The organism is uncultured Streptococcus sp. (assembly GCF_963456385.1).
Lineage (GTDB): Bacteria > Bacillota > Bacilli > Lactobacillales > Streptococcaceae > Streptococcus.
Window position 1 is genome coordinate 1 of record NZ_CAUOLF010000028.1, and the last position, 16583, is coordinate 16583.

The 16583-nt window shown below is 41.7% G+C and carries 15 protein-coding genes and 1 pseudogene; all 16 read right to left on the reverse strand.

The annotated features are described in order from the left end of the window. Window positions 1-236 precede the first annotated feature (236 nt). The 16 genes and pseudogenes from RP262_RS10275 to aroB all read right to left on the reverse strand — a co-directional run bounded on the left by RP262_RS10275 (window position 237) and on the right by aroB (window position 16582). Window positions 237-1199 (reverse strand): hypothetical protein, encoded by a 963-nt coding sequence (locus RP262_RS10275; protein WP_311155085.1) that lies wholly within the window; start codon window positions 1197-1199, stop codon window positions 237-239. A 90-nt stretch (window positions 1200-1289) separates the two neighbouring features. Then, window positions 1290-1955, reverse strand: coding sequence for a hypothetical protein (locus tag RP262_RS10280; protein ID WP_311155086.1), 666 nt, complete (start codon window positions 1953-1955; stop codon window positions 1290-1292). Between the two features lie 82 nt (window positions 1956-2037). Then, entirely contained in the window at window positions 2038-2205 is a 168-nt protein-coding gene (locus RP262_RS10285) for a hypothetical protein (protein ID WP_002918774.1), read from the reverse strand. 287 nt (window positions 2206-2492) lie between these two features. Beyond that, entirely contained in the window at window positions 2493-4034 is a 1542-nt protein-coding gene (locus tag RP262_RS10290; RefSeq protein WP_311155087.1) for an ABC transporter ATP-binding protein, read from the reverse strand. Then, the gene (locus tag RP262_RS10295; protein WP_311155088.1) at window positions 4027-5226 is read right to left on the reverse strand and encodes a radical SAM protein; all 1200 of its coding nucleotides are present in this window, start codon (window positions 5224-5226) and stop codon (window positions 4027-4029) included. The genes RP262_RS10290 and RP262_RS10295 overlap by 8 nt, the downstream gene beginning before the upstream one ends. A gap of 242 nt (window positions 5227-5468) precedes the next feature. Further along, window positions 5469-6329 carry a helix-turn-helix domain-containing protein gene (locus tag RP262_RS10300; RefSeq protein ID WP_311155089.1) on the reverse strand — a complete coding sequence of 287 codons (861 nt, stop codon included), beginning with the start codon at window positions 6327-6329 and terminating at the stop codon, window positions 5469-5471. A 280-nt stretch (window positions 6330-6609) separates the two neighbouring features. Further along, a pseudogene (locus tag RP262_RS11210) lies at window positions 6610-7042 on the reverse strand (zinc ribbon domain-containing protein); the annotation flags it as partial. A 196-nt stretch (window positions 7043-7238) separates the two neighbouring features. Further along, window positions 7239-8609 (reverse strand): 23S rRNA (uracil(1939)-C(5))-methyltransferase RlmD, encoded by a 1371-nt coding sequence (gene rlmD / locus RP262_RS10310; protein ID WP_311155091.1) that lies wholly within the window; start codon window positions 8607-8609, stop codon window positions 7239-7241. A gap of 84 nt (window positions 8610-8693) precedes the next feature. Then, window positions 8694-10043 carry an LCP family protein gene (locus RP262_RS10315; protein WP_311155092.1) on the reverse strand — a complete coding sequence of 450 codons (1350 nt, stop codon included), beginning with the start codon at window positions 10041-10043 and terminating at the stop codon, window positions 8694-8696. A gap of 18 nt (window positions 10044-10061) precedes the next feature. Continuing rightward, window positions 10062-10895 (reverse strand): prephenate dehydratase, encoded by an 834-nt coding sequence (gene pheA / locus RP262_RS10320; RefSeq protein ID WP_002930906.1) that lies wholly within the window; start codon window positions 10893-10895, stop codon window positions 10062-10064. Then, window positions 10892-11368 (reverse strand): shikimate kinase, encoded by a 477-nt coding sequence (locus RP262_RS10325; RefSeq protein WP_311155093.1) that lies wholly within the window; start codon window positions 11366-11368, stop codon window positions 10892-10894. The genes pheA and RP262_RS10325 overlap by 4 nt, the downstream gene beginning before the upstream one ends. Further along, entirely contained in the window at window positions 11361-12644 is a 1284-nt protein-coding gene (gene aroA, locus RP262_RS10330) for a 3-phosphoshikimate 1-carboxyvinyltransferase (protein WP_311155094.1), read from the reverse strand. The genes RP262_RS10325 and aroA overlap by 8 nt, the downstream gene beginning before the upstream one ends. A 131-nt stretch (window positions 12645-12775) precedes the next feature. Continuing rightward, the gene (locus RP262_RS10335; protein ID WP_061591608.1) at window positions 12776-13114 is read right to left on the reverse strand and encodes a YlbF/YmcA family competence regulator; all 339 of its coding nucleotides are present in this window, start codon (window positions 13112-13114) and stop codon (window positions 12776-12778) included. A gap of 18 nt (window positions 13115-13132) precedes the next feature. Next, window positions 13133-14239, reverse strand: a complete 1107-nt coding sequence (locus RP262_RS10340) for a prephenate dehydrogenase (RefSeq protein WP_311155095.1) — start codon at window positions 14237-14239, stop codon at window positions 13133-13135. A 16-nt stretch (window positions 14240-14255) separates the two neighbouring features. Next, complete coding sequence (gene aroC / locus RP262_RS10345) at window positions 14256-15422, reverse strand: chorismate synthase (RefSeq protein ID WP_125444818.1); 1167 nt, start codon at window positions 15420-15422, stop codon at window positions 14256-14258. Window positions 15423-15514: 92 nt separating this feature from the next. Continuing rightward, complete coding sequence (gene aroB / locus RP262_RS10350; RefSeq protein WP_311155096.1) at window positions 15515-16582, reverse strand: 3-dehydroquinate synthase; 1068 nt, start codon at window positions 16580-16582, stop codon at window positions 15515-15517. Window position 16583: the final 1 nt, after the last annotated feature.

Below are 16583 nucleotides of genomic sequence, written 5' to 3' on the forward strand. Positions count from 1 at the left end.
AATGTTTCGAATCATGCTGTTACTTTGTTACTCATTGATTGATACCAATACCATCTCCTTCTACTTTTCGACTGTCTCAGATCGGAAGAGCAGAGCCACACACTCAACATGTCTTGACTGTTATTCCCAATACTATGAAACGAAATGATATCCCTCTGAAGATTTGAATTAAACTATTAAACGTAAGTGTTAATTTCGAAGTCTGTTTAAAAATCTTTATGAGGCTCAAGCTGCCTTCAGAATAACAGTTCTTCCAATTCAAAATTTCGCATTTTTTTATGAACTACATAGATTTTTCTTGGCAAGTTATCTCTTGTAAGATAAAGTTTCTGATTTTCTCTAATCCCTTCATCAAGCTTCTCAAGTGCACCCTCAAAAGATTCCACTTTATAAAATAACAGTCTTTCATAGTGTTCTATACCATCATCATTAAATTCAGCGGTGTTATTGAGGAAGTCATATATTACTTTCTGTTTTTTGCCATCATCATATTCAAAAATAAAATTCTCACTGTAATGTTTGAATCCACGAATTTTCCTGCAAAGATTGTCAAATTCATCATGTTCCAGGATTGCTAACTCATATTTTTTCTCTTCAGGAATTATGCAAGATCCTAAAAGAGTGAAATATAGATAAATAGCATTCTGTCGCGTTTTATCAACCAAATTCCAATCATTAAGATTATGCGTGTGGAAGAAACCATTACGGCATTCAATTCTAAAGCAACTAATCATATCAGCAATCAATTTTGCTTTTTGTGGGTTTGAAAAAATATTCTTATTATTTCGTAAGAAGTGTTCAAATGCCCCAATTGAACTATCCATATATTCTTTCTGAAGACTAGTAAAGTCTATATAAGGATATTGCGTAAATTCATAACCTTTACCATTTCTTTTTACTAAAAGCTTCTTAAAACCTTTACCAGTTGACTCATAAGCTGTGATATTCTTATTATATACCTTTTTTAGTAAATTATTTTTAATGGCTATCTTACAATTGTTATCGATGTTCAGCATTACAATCTGATACAATAACTGTTCAATGGATTTCAAATATCCACTGATAACCGACGTATAATCAAAGTTCTTTTTTTCTTTTAGGGAATAATAAAGCCATTCTGATGTAATAAAACTCTCGGCATATTCATTAGCACCAACCATTGTCCTATACAGTTCACCTGCTACATAAGCTTTTTCCATATCTTCAAAATTATCATTAATAGTGTTATCATGTGAAATATATAAATAGTTTCGAACTAATTCATTGTTCACGTCAATAATCTGGTATCTCTAGTTTTTATAATCCCACTCAGCAAGAATCTTTTCCTCAAATAGCTTTAGGGAAGCAAGATTCATAGTAGAAAGAAAACTTATAGACTGATAACCTGTAATCTCTCTCGTAGCCTTTAAATAATCATCTATTGAAGCAATGAATGCTCTGTATTCTTCTTCTCCAAATTGGTTTTTATAAAAGTCATGAATGGATACTGCTCTTAATTTTAGTCCATCCTCCTCGTACTGTTTGTTCTCATGTGATATCCAGTCAACCGATCTATCAGAAACTTTCCAAGTTCTAAGTATTACAGCCCCATCAAGATTAAGTTCCTCGACAATTTTGTTAACATCTCCATAGTCGTAAAAATCGTTAAATCTAAACCCAATTTTTTTATTATTATAGTAGAGTATGAAGTTAAAAGGAGAATTTCCAGAATCCTCAATAGCTACCTCATATTCTATCATTACCCGACAAATTATATTAATCAATAACTGCTCGGTGGTATTTTCTTGTCTGTCAACACAAAAACGATAAAAATAGTAATCATCATCCGCATATTGAAAAAGTTCTTCATTCCAGTTTGAATGTGAGCTCATCCACGCTTCTCTGAAACGTTTAAGTGATTTTATGAATCTTTCAGTTTCTTCTTTATAAATATCTCTACAATTAATTCTTTTCATTTTATTTCTCACCATTAAATATTTATATCAAACTAAAAAGGCATATAATCATAAGATTATGTGCCCTTTTTAAGTATAGGAGTCAACAATTACTGTTAATAGAAACTGCGTACTCCTTACTAGCTTCAATCGCATGAATCGAAACTCTCTCAACTGCAGACTCATCAATTTTCATAGCGAAAATTATGCCAACTGCAGTTGCACCAAGGGCAACAACGAACTTCCAGTCAATCAAGACAGTCAAGTTCATAGCTCTCACCTCCTTTCTGGTTTTAAGACCAAGAATATATAGGTGGCTATTAGTTACCCTTGAAAACGTCCTAATTTGACAGTTTTAGTATACTGCTAAGATTATAATCTGTCAACAAATTTTTAAAGTATATTATCCCATAAATTGTTCACTAAACAGAAAAAAAGTTGAAAATTAAATCAGATTTTCAGTAATAAACGCCTATAACCTATAAATAGAAAACATCTTATTTTCCAATCCACAAAAAGAGTGGCCTCTGCCACTCCTTTCTGAAATCTATGTCCCACCTATCTCACCAGTTTTATAACCTTATCATAGCGCTTCAAGTCCTCTTCGCTATAGTGATGAATCACTTCCACAAGTGCTTGTGGGAGAGAGAAGAGAAGCTGACTGATTTTCTCTTGATTTTTAAGGTCTAGATTGGCCTTGACCTCATCAGCCAGGATAAATTGGCGATTGTGATAGAGCGCGCGGGCAATTTCTAACCGCTGCTTCTCACCACCTGACAGGGTTTGATTGCTGGGTGTTTTGCCTTGGAGAGCTTTCAAACCGGTTTGCTGCAGGATTTCCTCCATCCTCACGGAATCTATTTCTTGTCCCAAAGCAATATTTTCTTCTAGTGTCAATCCATCAAAGACATGACTGGACTGGAGAATGTAGGCTCCTGCCTGATAGAGTTCATCCGAATTTAGCTCTTGTCCATGGTAGTGAATCCGACCTTGACTAGGCTTGATTTCACCATAGATTAGGTTCAGTAAGGTTGTTTTCCCAGACCCGCTTTCTCCGATAATGGCAATCTTTTCCCCTTCCTCAATGGTGAGAACACAAGGGGCTAATATTTCTTGACCATCACGCTCTACGCTGACTCGCTCTAGCTGGATAGGAAAGACGGAACCTTTAAGAACAGTAGGCATTGTCAACTTCTCTCCCAGCAAGTTTTGATATTTATCACAGAGAGACTTGGCTGATTTTCTAGTATTGATAAAGTAAGATAACTCCTGAAATTGGTAGCCGATATTGTGCGATACTAGGTAAATCCCAACAAAGCTGGCTGCAGATAGGTAATTATAATAGGTCATGAAACCACCAATGACAATAGGTGCGACCGAGCAAAAGGCATCAATCCCATTGATAAAGAGACTGTTTAAAGTCCGTTGCTTTTCATAGGCGACTTCTTGCTCTAAAGCCTTGTGTAAATCTTTGGAAAACAGTTTGTAAAACATTCTTTGTCCCAGATAATGGCGTATGGAACGAGCACCCGCAATCATATTAGTCACTTGAGAAACATAGCTTTGGTTAGCCATGGACTTCTGCTCAGAAATCGCATCCAAGCGTTTGGAACCTATGCTACTACAAAGGACAGGTATCGAATAAAAAATGATAAAGAGCAAACCCAGATAAAAATTAGTCCAGAGAGCATAACAGATAGAGACAGTTGTAAATCCAAAAGAAGAAATGATAATGACAGTAGGCTCAATATAATTATCTTCTAGCTGTTTCACATCATTTTCCAGGTCGGACAAAACCTCTTCATCTGCTATCCGACGGCTATATAAGAAAGTCTGAAAGATAGCCTGCTTAATGCCCAACTTGAAGTCCGTCAGCACTCGTGCGTAGTAATAGCGTTTACCCGCCAAACCAAGCAAGAGAATCAAATTCCCCACAATTCCCCAAATCAAGACCTGCCACAGCAAATGCAACTGGTGATTGGTAAAACTAGAGACAATATACTGAATCAAAGCTGGTGTAATAACAGCTTCCAACCAAGTAATCATAATCGCCACAAAATAGAAGAATAAATACTTTTTAGTCACATAGGATCTAAGCATAGCGTATAAACCTCCTGAAGTTATTTACCAACTTAGATAGTCGCTCTTTATCTCTAGAAAGGTATATAATTTGTTGTATGCAATATTCCATAAGTTCAGGCTTATGGCACTCCATGAATTCTCCATTCTCGTTAATGACAGTAGAATAACCATCAATAACATTGGCAACACATTCTATACACATACCTCTACACCAACAATCTTTACACTTCGAAAAATTATCTTTATTATTAAGCATTTCTGCATTTGGACTATTATGACTCCCCCAGAACCTAAAGCATAATTTCTTACTTCCATCTACATCAAAAGTTATTGTATTGGAGGGATCAATATCATCGCAGAATGTATGGTTAGTACTCTTGTAAATCATAGATATTAAAACATCATATAAGATTGGGCTAATAAATGCTTTCTCATTATTGTCAATTACATTCTGAATAGATGCATCTATAAAAGTTTTTCTTTCAGATAAACTTTTTTCCATTTCTTTAACAATAAGTACTTTATTTTTACTAAAGACATCATTAATATTAAAATGGACATCCATCTCAGTAAAATATTTGAAAATATCCTCTCTACTAATACCATTTTTTTGATGAATACGAGTATACGTTGAAGCAATTTCGAAATTATTATAATCAATATTTTTTAAATACTCAATAAATCTCATGGTCTTTCTGTGACTTCCTTTTCCCCTTAACCTATCATGAACAACTTCTGGTCCATCTAAACTAATTGTCAGATAAGGATGAAATTTATTCAACATTTCCTTTACACGATGGTTCAAAACAGTACCATTAGTGACTGTTTCAACTTTTAATATATTTAAAAATTTAGATAATTTCTCAATAAAATATACAAACAACTCAATATTTAGAAATGGCTCTCCTCCAAAAAGTATTAATCGATTAATTTGTTTAATTCCCTTACTTACAATTTCCTGGATTATCTTATCAGCAGTATCAAAATCCATAATCCGATTGTCCATGCCATAGTTTCCACCATCAGCATAGCAGTATGAACATGAGAGATTACAGCTATTTGAAATATTTATTACAACTTTCTTTAAAATACCTTCATCGATATAGTCCGAATTATTCGACGTATTCTTATATTCAGGTGAAGAAGACAAAGTGAAAGAAATAGAATCAAAATAATATGTACCAAAATCAGTATCAATTTTTTTAATCATAGTAATCCTCTTTAATGAAAACAGAGATGGGGAATTTCTCCCCATCTCGGAAGAAACTATCGACCACCGCCACAAGAATGACTTGGTCCACAGTTATTATTAGGAACATAGCCTTGATCAAACTCTAAAAGGTCTTCAAGGTTAATAACTTGTAGTTCTTCCATCATTTTCACCTCCTATATTTGATATAGATATCATACTACCTTTTTAGGAGTGCTATAAATAATTCCCTTATACACAGTTTATTCTAAATCATTCAACACTTTTTTTAAATGGTGTTCAAACGTACACGCCAACTGTTGACTATCTACCAGTTTCATTGCTGCTATACATTTTCTCATCTCAATGAAAGCATGTTGGTTGTGTGTTTTCTTTAAATCGTACAAATTTTTTGCATAATGAAACACTAATTTTTCATAAATTTCCGTTTCTGAGAAGTTACAAAATTGTAGTTGCTTTTCAAAATAAAGAGCATCTATTAGCTCGTTTCGTTCAATACATGTTATGTAGGCATTTAATAACATAGTTGATAATAAACGACGATTATTTGGAATATCTCTATAGAATTCAGAGCGATGGCACATTTCTTTTGATAAAACCATCATAGTTTCATGATTTAAAACGTCTAATGTATTCATAAACAACAACAATTCATAACATCCCCAGTATTCTACAGAAAATAAGTACTCACTTACAAAACTAATATCTCGATCTGTTACATATATCTTTCCTGATAAGTCTTGTAAACGAATCTTAACCAAAATCGTATTCAGCTCATAAAAAGGACCTTTCTTCTCTCTCTTTTCCAACAGACTAATCAGTAAATTTTCCATTCCAACAATATCTCTCTTCGCTACTAATAAACGAATTTTCTCTAACAATTCATTAAAGTCATCTCTATGAAAATCGCGCGTTGCATATATGAATTCTTCAATCGGCATATTAATTGCTTCCAGTGCTAAAATGAATTTCGTAATAGTTAAATCAGCCTCTTCATGCTCAAATCTTGACAAGTGAGAACTTGATACTCCAGATTTGGAAACATCTTTTAGTGACAGTCCTCTTGATTCTCTAAATTTCTTAAAAATTTTTCCGTATTTCATTTTAAGCACCTCTTAAATTGTGTATAGGGGAATTTATTTCGGTATCTTAAATAATATTATATCATAGAAGAAAAAGAAAAGAGGTTGCTATTATGAATAAAAAAACATTTTTTTGCTTATTTTTAGTAATACTTGAAGGAATCTTAGTTATCGGAGTTGGATAATTTCGCTCTCTTACAAAAATTCTAGCGACAAACATGTTGCTAGAATTTTTATATTCATTTCTTTTATAATAAATTGGTTATTGAAAACACCATAATCAAAATATCATCTTTCTACATTATAAATTGACTTCCGTTCCTTCTAAAAATTTGATAGAGATATTACCGTCTTCTCCAAGACTAATTTTATCAAGAACCTGGCACATCTTCCTTCCATTGAATTCTTCCTGATTACTATTAAGTGTCTCCTTTAATTTAGCCGCATGGTACTTCTCCAGCTTTTATTCTTCACTAAAGTTATCCCACTTCCCTTCAAGCTTTTTCCTTATTTTCTCGAAGAACCTCTATAGCCCTGAGGAAAGCCTGCTGCAGGGTTTCTTCATCAATATGGCGATTAGTGCACCCCTGGATTCCTTTTACCTTATATCGGTTGTTGCATTGCCAGACAGGCCGCTTTCCTCTACTGGTTGTCCAGTTCTTTCGACCAAATAGACCTCCGCATTCCTTGCAGAATACTTTGCAGGTGAATGGGTTTTGTTCGCACTGGATTAGGTTCATGGTTACTTTGATACATCCGCACTAAGGCTAAAAAGCCACTGTTGCCAGTGACTTCATAAAGCCTTTCACTTAAATATTCCTAGTTTTTCACTAGCAGAGCTACACACTCAGCGGTTCGGACTTACCGTATCATTTCGTCGGTTCCCCTCCTCATTCTACGAGTCCTATCCCATGGGCGGAGCATCTACTTCTACTTCGCTGATACCTCAGCTCGTACAAGCAGTGATACCGCCTCGACATGATGCGTTTGAGGAAATAAGTCCACCGGCTGTACTTTCTTCAGTTCATAACCCAGCTCTTGATAGAGTTTGATATCACGCGCCATTGTGGCGACATTGCAGGAGATATAAGTGATTTTCTTGGGCTCCATGCTGACGCTGGCTTTGATGAAGCTCTCGGTCAGGCCTTTTCGCGGTGGATCGACTAGGATAACATCCGCTTGGATGCCCTCTTTAAGCCAGTTTTGAATGGCTTCTTCAGCAGGAGCACAGACATAGCTGGCGTTGGTAATGCCGTTGATTGCCGCATTCTTTCGGCTATTTTCGACAGCTTCAAGGATCACTTCGACACCATAGACCTGCTTGACCTGCTTGGCAACTGATAGACCGATAGTCCCGATGCCAGAGTAGGCATCAAGCACCACATCATCAGAGGTAAGCTCGGAAAAGTCAATGGCTGTCTGATAGAGCTTTTCTGCCATCTCGGTATTGACTTGGTAAAAAGCTGGTCCAGAGATTTGGAAGTTATTTCCCAGCATCTGATCGGTAATGTAGTCTTGACCATAAAGCGTTCGCCAGTCTTTTCCAAAAATCGCATTGCCCGGCTGGTCGTTGATATTCTGCATAATGGACTTAATAGCTGGGAAAGCCTCTGTCAAGCGATCCATCAGCTGCTCTACTCGGAATATTTTAGGTCGGGTTGTAACCAGAATTACCATGATTTCTCCTGAATAATGACCACGGCGAACAACCAGATTGCGAATGAGTCCAGTCTTTTCCTGCTCATCGTAAGGTTTGAGGTCAAAACGACGCAGCAAATCACGTGTAAAAAGGATAACTTGATCAATAATTGGGTCCTGAATATAGAAATCTTCAATCGGCAGAAGATCATGGGAATTTTTCCGGAAAAATCCTGTTTCCAGCTGGCCATTGACACGGCGGACAGGCACTTGAGCCTTATTACGGTAGCCCAGCGGCTGCTCCATACCAAGTGTCGGTGGCACTTCAACATCAGACAAACCAGCAATCTTATAGAGACTGTCCTTGACCTGTTTACGTTTGAAGTCCAGCTGGGCTAGATAGTTCAGATGCCCCAAGTCAGCAATACCCGTACGCAGATAGGCCATATCAAGATTTTCATTGCGCTGGTCTGAAATACGGAGAAATTCCTCTACCTTGCCAAAGCCAATTTTTTTGTTGACCTTGAGCACACGCATGCGGATGAGTTCACCCGGTAGGGCATTTTCCACAAAGAAAACCAGGCCTTCTGCCTTGGCCACCCCTGCTCCCTCATGGCTTAGATCCACGATTTCAACTTCAAGCATATCATTCTTTTTTAACATATTTTTCTCTTTCTGCTTTATCGCTCTGCCATTTCCCAAAAGAAAAAGCAGGACATCATCCTACCTTTCATTATATCATATATCTTATCTGAGACCCATTTGCTGCAGTCTTTCTTTATAGGCTTCAAAGTCAATCAAGAGCCCTTGGCCACCGTACATGTCATAGGTATCCACCCAGTCGCCGTTTTCCGGAATCGTCAGGCGCTCAACCCCATTGCGGGAATCTCCTGCCATAGAGAGACCGTTAGTCAAAAGGAAGCTGTAAGGCACATTGGTCGAAGTCAAGGCAAAGACCTTACCCAGGGCCTCTGACCCGGTAAAGAGCTTGGTCGGATCCTTGACCTGCTGAAAAACAGCTGTCAAAACTTCCTGCTGACGGCGGGTCCGGCCAAAGTCACCCTCGTCATCCTTACGGAAGCGAGCGTAGTTGAGCAAGGTTCGACCGTCCATCTGCTGCTGACCAACCTTGATTGTTTGATTAGGCACCACACCGTCCTTCATATTCAGATCATCTGGCACTTCAACTTCAGTCACTTTCTCCCCATCAATCGTTGAGAACTGGGCATTCATGCTAACGCCATTTGGGAAAAGGGTATCAATAGCTGTCGCAAAGGTTTGGAAATCCACCAGTGCATAATATTTAATGTCCAAATCGAAATTATCTTTGAGCATCTGGCGGACATAGTCTGCACCGCGGTTGTGGTTTTGCTCCCCAATCGTGTAGGCAGAATTGAGCTTTTGGTCATAGTAATCTGCCTGTGACGGATCAGTGTATTCATTGCTGACGCCATCAATGTGAATAAGGGTATCACGCATAAAGCTGACCAATTTCACCTTGTGGTCCTTATTACCAACATTCAAGACCATAATGGAGTCAGTCCTCGTCTCAGTTGAGTCGTCACCAACCCGGCCATCTGTTCCGAGAATGAGGATATTCACTCCGTCCTTAGTATCCTTGCCGTCAAAGAATTCCGTTTCTGCCGGTTTAGAATTGCCATTGTGTGCTGTCGTCAAGCCTTTGATAAACATGAAAATCATGCCCCCCAAGACCATCAGCAGGAAAATCCCTGCCCAAAGCAGAATTCGTTTCAAGCGGATTTTTTTGCGGGGTTTCTTGGACTTGTCTTGTCCCAGACCAGCTCCGGCCAGAGCTTCCGACGCCTTCTTTTGTCTTCTGCTGCGAGAAGAACGCTCAGGGTACTTGGGCAAGAGGCCAGAAGAATCCATTTCCACTGACTCTTGCTCATAGGCGTCGCTAACTGTATGCGACTGCTCGTCATGGTCAGGCGCACTGGCTGAACTGCCAATCCCCTTGGACTTCTGCCGCAGATAGTCAAATTCTTTCTTTTCTTTATCATTTAGATAATAATAATTTTTATAGAGATAATCTAATCGGAGCCGTTCATGATGGCTAAGATTTTCTGGTTTCTTCATCTCTTCTCCAATCTATTGCTACTTGTCCTGAATCAGAAACACACTGTAGCTACCAAAAATTTTATAAGTAATTCCGAGACTTGTCAACTCTTGATAGGCAAAATCCGCCAATTTTTTCTGCTCGTTGTCAATGTCAATAATGAAGAAATACTCTCCCAGAGCCGTTTTTAGAGGCCGGCTCTCAATCTTGGTCAGGTCAATCCCTCGCCAAGCAAAGGTCGACAAAGCCTTATAGAGAGCACCTGGCAGATTGTCAGGCAAGGTTAAAGCCAGTGTCTGCTTGTCTCCTGTCTTGGTCAGTCGAAGCTCAGGAACCTCATGACCCAGAATCCAGAAGCGGGTATAATTTTCTTCCATTTCCTGAATGTCACTGGCTGCTACTTTGAGCCCGTACTCTGCTGCAGCCGTGCGCGGAGCAATAGCCGCAAAATTCTTTTCAGGATGCTCTGCTACAAAACGAGCTGCATAGGCCGTACTAGCAGTCACCTCAATGGCAGCCTGCGGATAATGCTGGCGGATGTATTTCTTTCCTTGAGCAATAGCCTGCGGGTGAGAAAATATTTTCTCAATTGGCTTTTCTAAATCAGTAACTAAAAGCTGCTGCTTAATGGGCTGAACGATTTCTGCCACTGCCTGAATGTCTGCTTGATGAAAGAGATAGTCCAAGGTTTCATGGACACTGCCCTCAATGGAATTTTCCACAGGAACAACCGAGTAATCCACTTCTCTAGCCTCATAAGCCTTCATGACCTCGGTGATATTCTGATAAGGCACCAAGTCCTCGCTGGGAAAGGCAGCTTGGGCTACATGGTGAGAAAAGGAGCCTCTAGGACCTAAAAATGCTATTTTCATTGAATTTCCTCAATAATTTCCTGCGGGCTTTTGAGCCTCGTATCGACAATCTGGGTCGCCACTTCCTCATACCAAGCCTGACGCTGCTCAAAAATCTGCTGCAAGTCTAATTTGCTCTGATTTAAGAACAAGGGCCGCTCTTGCTCAGCATCCTGCTGGATTCGCTGATAGAGCGTTTCAAAATCTGCTTTCAGGTAGATATTGTCAGCATTCTGAGTCAGTAATTTGCGATTTTCAGGGCTGGCGACTACACCACCGCCAGTTGAGACGACTAAGTCCGTATCGATCAACTCAGCCAAGAGTTGGGCTTCAGCAGCCCGAAAGGCCGCTTCACCATGCTGATCAAAATAGTCCTTGATAGACATGCCCAGCCTCTGACAGAGCAGTTCATCCATATCAACAAAGTCTTGGGCTAAGCCTCTGGCCACTGTAGATTTTCCGGCTCCCATAAAGCCCAGCAATATCTTAGCCATGCATCAAGCCCTCCAAGTCGCTGAAGAAACTTGGATAGCTGGTCTTAATAGCTTCAGACCTCTCAAGTTCTACCTGACCGCTTTGAGCCAACAAAGCAGCAATTGCCGTCATCATCCCGATGCGATGGTCACCATGGGTGTTGACCTGTGCGCCGTGAAGAAGTGTTTTCCCTTCGATAATCATGCCGTCTTCCGTCGGGGTAATAGCTGCGCCCATGCTATTGAGAGCGTCTGCTACTACCTGGATACGGTCGGTTTCCTTGACCTTGAGCTCCTCTGCATCACGAATGACAGTCCGTCCCTGAGCCTGAGTCGCAAGAAGCGCAATAATCGGCAACTCATCAATCAAGCGTGGGATAATCTCGCCGCCAATCTCAGTGCCCTTAAGCTCAGACGTCTCAACAGTGATAGTTGCAGACTTTGCTACTGGATCGACATCTGACAGCACCATTTGTCCGCCCATAGCCTCTATGACTTCTAAAATGCCTGTACGAGTTTCATTGATGCCGACATTTTCTAAAATAATCTTAGAGTCCGGCACAATCAATCCAGCCACCAGCCAGAAGGCCGCGCTGGAAATGTCACCCGGAACCGTCACTTCCTGAGCAGTAAATTCCTGACCACCTTGAATGCGGATTTCCTTGCCATTGACTTCAATCTGCCCGCCAAACTGGGCAATCATATCTTCCGTATGATTGCGGGTGATTTCCTTTTCAATAATAACCGACTCTCCCTGAGCCTGCAGGGCAGCAAAAATCAAGGCCGACTTAACCTGAGCAGAAGCCACTGGCAGCTGATAATGAATAGGCTGCAGTTCCCTGCTGCCTTTCATCTTGAGCGGTGGTAAATCACGCTCGGTCCGACCAGCAATCTCGACTCCCATCTGCCTCAGAGGAATGGTCACCCGATCCATAGGACGCTTGGATAGACTGTCGTCACCGAACATCTCCGCTTCGAAATCCTGACCAGCCAAAACACCAGAAATCAAACGGATAGACGTTCCAGAATTACCCATATCCAACTTATTTTTCGGTGCTTGCAGGCCTTCAAATCCTACTCCATGTATCTTGACTAGATTTCCATCGTCCTCAATATCCACGCCTAAGTCACGAAAAACCTGCATGGTAGACAGCACATCTTCTCCTCGCAGAATGTCACGAACAGTAGTGACCCCCTTGGCCAAACTGCCAAAAATAATGGAACGGTGACTGATGGATTTATCTCCAGGTACGCGGATATGACCCTTCAGGCCTCTTACATTGGTTGATAATTTCATAGGTGACCTCGTACTTTCCTTTATTGCTTCTTATTTTATCATAAAAAGACCAGAAATTCTTAAAATTTCTGGAATCCTAGCTGAAGCAAAAAGAATCCGGGTATTCAGCTCAGATTCTTCTTTTTATTAGCTTATTTAAGCAAATCCTGCACCGGATCAAAGATAATACGCTCGATATCCGCCAGATAGATGGACAGTTGCTGCTGCTTATTGAAGAATTCAGAAAGAACAGCATTGCCCTGAATCTTCTCACCAAAGGAAGTCATCTTGTCCTGTACCTCCTGAGTCGGTACCTGACCAGTCTGAGCCAGCTGTTGCAACTCCTGCTGGAAAGCCAGATAATCTGTAAAAATACCCTTCGCTTCGCTATCAGCATCCACTGCTTTCTTGCTTTCTGCGACGGCCTTGTACTCAGGCAACTCACGCAGATTTCTGCTCAGTTCATTGGCTAAATCATAAATATTTGACATAGAGTTCTCCAATCTATATTAGTCTTCGGACACTAGGTAATCCGTATTTTCTCTTACTATTTTAGCAGATTTTTCCAAATCTTGGTGATTTTTAAAGGTGATTTGCAGAATACCGTTGATATCTTCACGGTTTTCCTCGTTGATACGAATATTGACGACTGAAATTCCCCGCAGGAGCTCCAAAATACCCAAAATCGCATCTTCTTCGTCGGGCACCTCAATAAAGAGGTCGTAAAAGCTATCTACACCGGCCCGCTTATGAATTTCCATCTGCTTGCGGCTTTGTCGCCCTCGGTCGAAAAATTCCCAGATAGCTGTCTCGTCCTTAGCCTCAATCACTGCGGCCACCTTGTCTAACTGATCTTTAAAATCTTCCAACCGCTCCAAGATAGCTTCAGGATTAGTCAAGAGAATAGAGGTCCACATACCCGGCTCACTCTCCGCAATCCGCGTCATATCTCGAAAACCACCGGCCGCAAAAGACTGGGTCAGCTCATGCTCCTGGCTATAAGCTGCCGCTTGCTCCATAAGGCTGGAGGCTAGGATATGCGGAAAATGACTGATTTGACTGGTCACTCGGTCGTGCTCGGCTGCGTCCACCTGGATAAAGCGGGCATGAAGACCACTTAGCAAGTCTTTCATTTCCTCAAGCGTACCAGACTTGGTCAGGCTAGAGGGCGTAAAGATATAATAGGCATTTTCAAAGAGAGTGACATGGGCAGCCTTGGCTCCGGTCTTATGACTTCCGGCCATAGGATGAGCACCGACAAAGCGGACGGGTTTATTCTGCAGATACTTTTCTGCAGCTGCCACAATCTCTGCCTTGGTCGATCCAGCATCTGAAATGATAACATTTTCCTTCAGGTTCAGCTCCGCTAGATCCTTGATAAATGCTATGGTCTGCTTGATGGGCACAGCCAGAATAATCACATCAGCCAAAGGAGCAAAGGCGGCAAAATCATCCGTTACCCGGTCTACCATTCCACGTTCCAAGGCAACTCTGCGCGATTCCTCACTGCGATTGTAGCCAAGAATCTCTATCTCAGGGTAATCACGCTTGATGCCCAGAGCCAAGGAAGCTCCAATCAGTCCCAGACCTACGATATAGACCGTTTTTCTCTCCATGCCCTTCTCCTTACTTCTAAAAGTTCTTGACAAATTCCCGATGGCGGGCTACAGCATCCTTTAGTTCTTCCAGATTGTCCGAAGAGAACTTCTCCAAGACTTCGGTGGCTAAAACTGTTGCCACCACGCTTTCCATGACAACACCCGCCGCCGGCAGAGCCGTAGGATCGCTCCTCTCCACTGTCGCCTTATAAGGCTCGTGGGTCTCAATATCCACGCTCATCAGTGGCTTGTAAAGGGTTGGAATGGGCTTCATAACACCGCGAACCACGATTAGCTGACCATTGGTCATACCACCCTCAAAGCCGCCTAGATTATTGGTCCTGCGAGTGAAGCCATCTTCCTCAGACCAGAGGATTTCATCCATGACTTGACTGCCCTTAAGACGACCGGCTTCAAAGCCCACGCCAAACTCGACTCCCTTGAAAGCATTGATGGAAACGACTCCTTGAGCAATCTTGGCATCCAGCTTCTTGTCCCATTGGACATAGGAGCCCAGACCGACCGGCACACCGCCAACAACAGTCTCAATGACACCACCGATGGTATCCCCGTCTTTCTTAATTTGATCAATGTAAGCCTTGATTTCTTCTTCGCGCTCGGGATTGACAATGGAAACCTCTGACTGGGCAGCTCTTTCCTTGATTTCTGCTACAGTTAGATTATTCGGTACATCAATATCAATGCCACCAAAAGTTACGATATGGCTAGCAACCCCTACACCGATTTCTTCCAGCAAGCGCTTGGCTACTGCTCCAACTGCTACACGCATGGTCGTTTCGCGGGCAGAAGAACGCTCCAGTGAATTTCGTAAATCGTCAAAGCGGTATTTCATACCACCAACCAAGTCCGCATGGCCAGGGCGTGGTTTGGTAATCTTGCGCAGCCCTTTTTTCTTTTCATCCACATCTGCCGCGCTCATAATCTCCAGCCACTTCTGATGATCCAGATTTGTAACATTGAGGGTAATCGGGCCGCCCATGGTCAAGCCATGCCGAACCCCAGACGTAATCTCGACTTGGTCGCTCTCAATCTTCATTCGGGCACCGCGACCGTACCCACCCTGACGTCGCTTGAGCTCAGTATTGATATAGTCAGCGGTCAAAGGAAGACCAGCCGGCACTCCCTCAATAATAGCTGTCAGACGTGGTCCGTGGGATTCTCCTGCTGTTAAGTATCTCATACATTTTCTCCTATTTCTGGGATGGAAAGATATGGACAGCTTGTCTATTTTTTCATCCAAACTGTCCAATCGCCTTAAACTCCATCTGGCACTTATTTCTTCAGAAATTCTTTCATCTCTTCCAGCGGAATCTGGTGAATACTAGCCGAACCCAACTGAGGAACAAGTACTAGTTTAATAGAATTCCCTCGAGCCTTCTTATCATGGGTCAAGGCCTGATAAAGAGCAGCTTCATTCCAAGGCTGGTAATCCACCGGCAAGCCAAACTTCTGACACATATGGATAATGTTTTCTGTGATTCCGGCTGGCATGAGGCCTTTCTTTTCAGCGACACGAGAAACCTGTACCATGCCAATCGCCACAGCTTCACCGTGCATGACTTTTCCATAGCCCGCTGTCGCTTCAATAGCGTGCCCAATGGTATGGCCGAAGTTCAGGTAAAGACGAACGCCATTATCCAGCTCGTCCTCGACCACAATCTTACGCTTGACATCGCAGGAATGGTAGATGATGCTCTCCGCATGCTCCAAAATAGACTCTGGACTGCCATCCATTTCTGACAGCTCATCCCAGAGTTCCTTATCCTCAATCAAGCTGTACTTGACCACCTCGCCCATACCTTCAATCAATTCACGTTGCCCTAAGGTCTGCAAGACATCTGGGTCAATCAGAACTCCGTCAGGCTGGGTAAAAGTCCCGATCATATTCTTGGCCCAAGGCGTATTGACACCTGTCTTACCGCCGATAGAGGAGTCCACTTGAGCTGTCAGACTAGTAGGAATCTGCACGAAATGAACGCCCCGCATGTAGGTAGAAGCAACAAATCCTGCCAAATCACCAACAACGCCACCTCCCAAGGCCACGATACCATCACTGCGAGTCAGACCAACCTTGACCAAAAACTCATAGACTTTGTTGACCGTCTTTAAATTCTTGCTGGCTTCACCCTCCAAAAAGTCAAAGGCAAAAGTCTCAAACCCAGCTGCTTCCAAGCTCAGCTTGACCTTTTCCGCATAGAGTCGAGCCACTCGATTGTCCGTGACGATAACCACCTTCTGAGGCTGCCAAAGCTGACTCAGCCAACTTCCAGCCTGAGATAAAGACCCCTTTTCGATGAGAATATCATAGGGATGATGCGGGAGATTCACATTTAGTTTCATA

Bases quoted from the DNA above. Each gene is read 5' to 3' on its own strand.
- RP262_RS10340 (WP_311155095.1), bottom strand. From the start codon at position 14,239: ATGGAGAGAAAAACGGTCTATATCGTAGGTCTGGGACTGATTGGAGCT.
- aroC (WP_125444818.1), bottom strand. From the start codon at position 15,422: ATGAGATACTTAACAGCAGGAGAATCCCACGGACCACGTCTGACAGCT.
- aroB (WP_311155096.1), bottom strand. From the start codon at position 16,582: ATGAAACTAAATGTGAATCTCCCGCATCATCCCTATGATATTCTCATC.
- RP262_RS10315 (WP_311155092.1), bottom strand. From the start codon at position 10,043: ATGAAGAAACCAGAAAATCTTAGCCATCATGAACGGCTCCGATTAGAT.
- RP262_RS10325 (WP_311155093.1), bottom strand. From the start codon at position 11,368: ATGGCTAAGATATTGCTGGGCTTTATGGGAGCCGGAAAATCTACAGTG.
- RP262_RS10300 (WP_311155089.1), bottom strand. From the start codon at position 6,329: ATGAAATACGGAAAAATTTTTAAGAAATTTAGAGAATCAAGAGGACTG.
- RP262_RS10280 (WP_311155086.1), bottom strand. From the start codon at position 1,955: ATGAAAAGAATTAATTGTAGAGATATTTATAAAGAAGAAACTGAAAGA.
- rlmD (WP_311155091.1), bottom strand. From the start codon at position 8,609: ATGTTAAAAAAGAATGATATGCTTGAAGTTGAAATCGTGGATCTAAGC.
- RP262_RS10285 (WP_002918774.1), bottom strand. From the start codon at position 2,205: ATGAACTTGACTGTCTTGATTGACTGGAAGTTCGTTGTTGCCCTTGGT.
- pheA (WP_002930906.1), bottom strand. From the start codon at position 10,895: ATGAAAATAGCATTTTTAGGTCCTAGAGGCTCCTTTTCTCACCATGTA.
- RP262_RS10275 (WP_311155085.1), bottom strand. From the start codon at position 1,199: ATGGAAAAAGCTTATGTAGCAGGTGAACTGTATAGGACAATGGTTGGT.
- RP262_RS10335 (WP_061591608.1), bottom strand. From the start codon at position 13,114: ATGTCAAATATTTATGATTTAGCCAATGAACTGAGCAGAAATCTGCGT.
- aroA (WP_311155094.1), bottom strand. From the start codon at position 12,644: ATGAAATTATCAACCAATGTAAGAGGCCTGAAGGGTCATATCCGCGTA.
- RP262_RS10295 (WP_311155088.1), bottom strand. From the start codon at position 5,226: ATGATTAAAAAAATTGATACTGATTTTGGTACATATTATTTTGATTCT.
- RP262_RS10290 (WP_311155087.1), bottom strand. From the start codon at position 4,034: ATGCTTAGATCCTATGTGACTAAAAAGTATTTATTCTTCTATTTTGTG.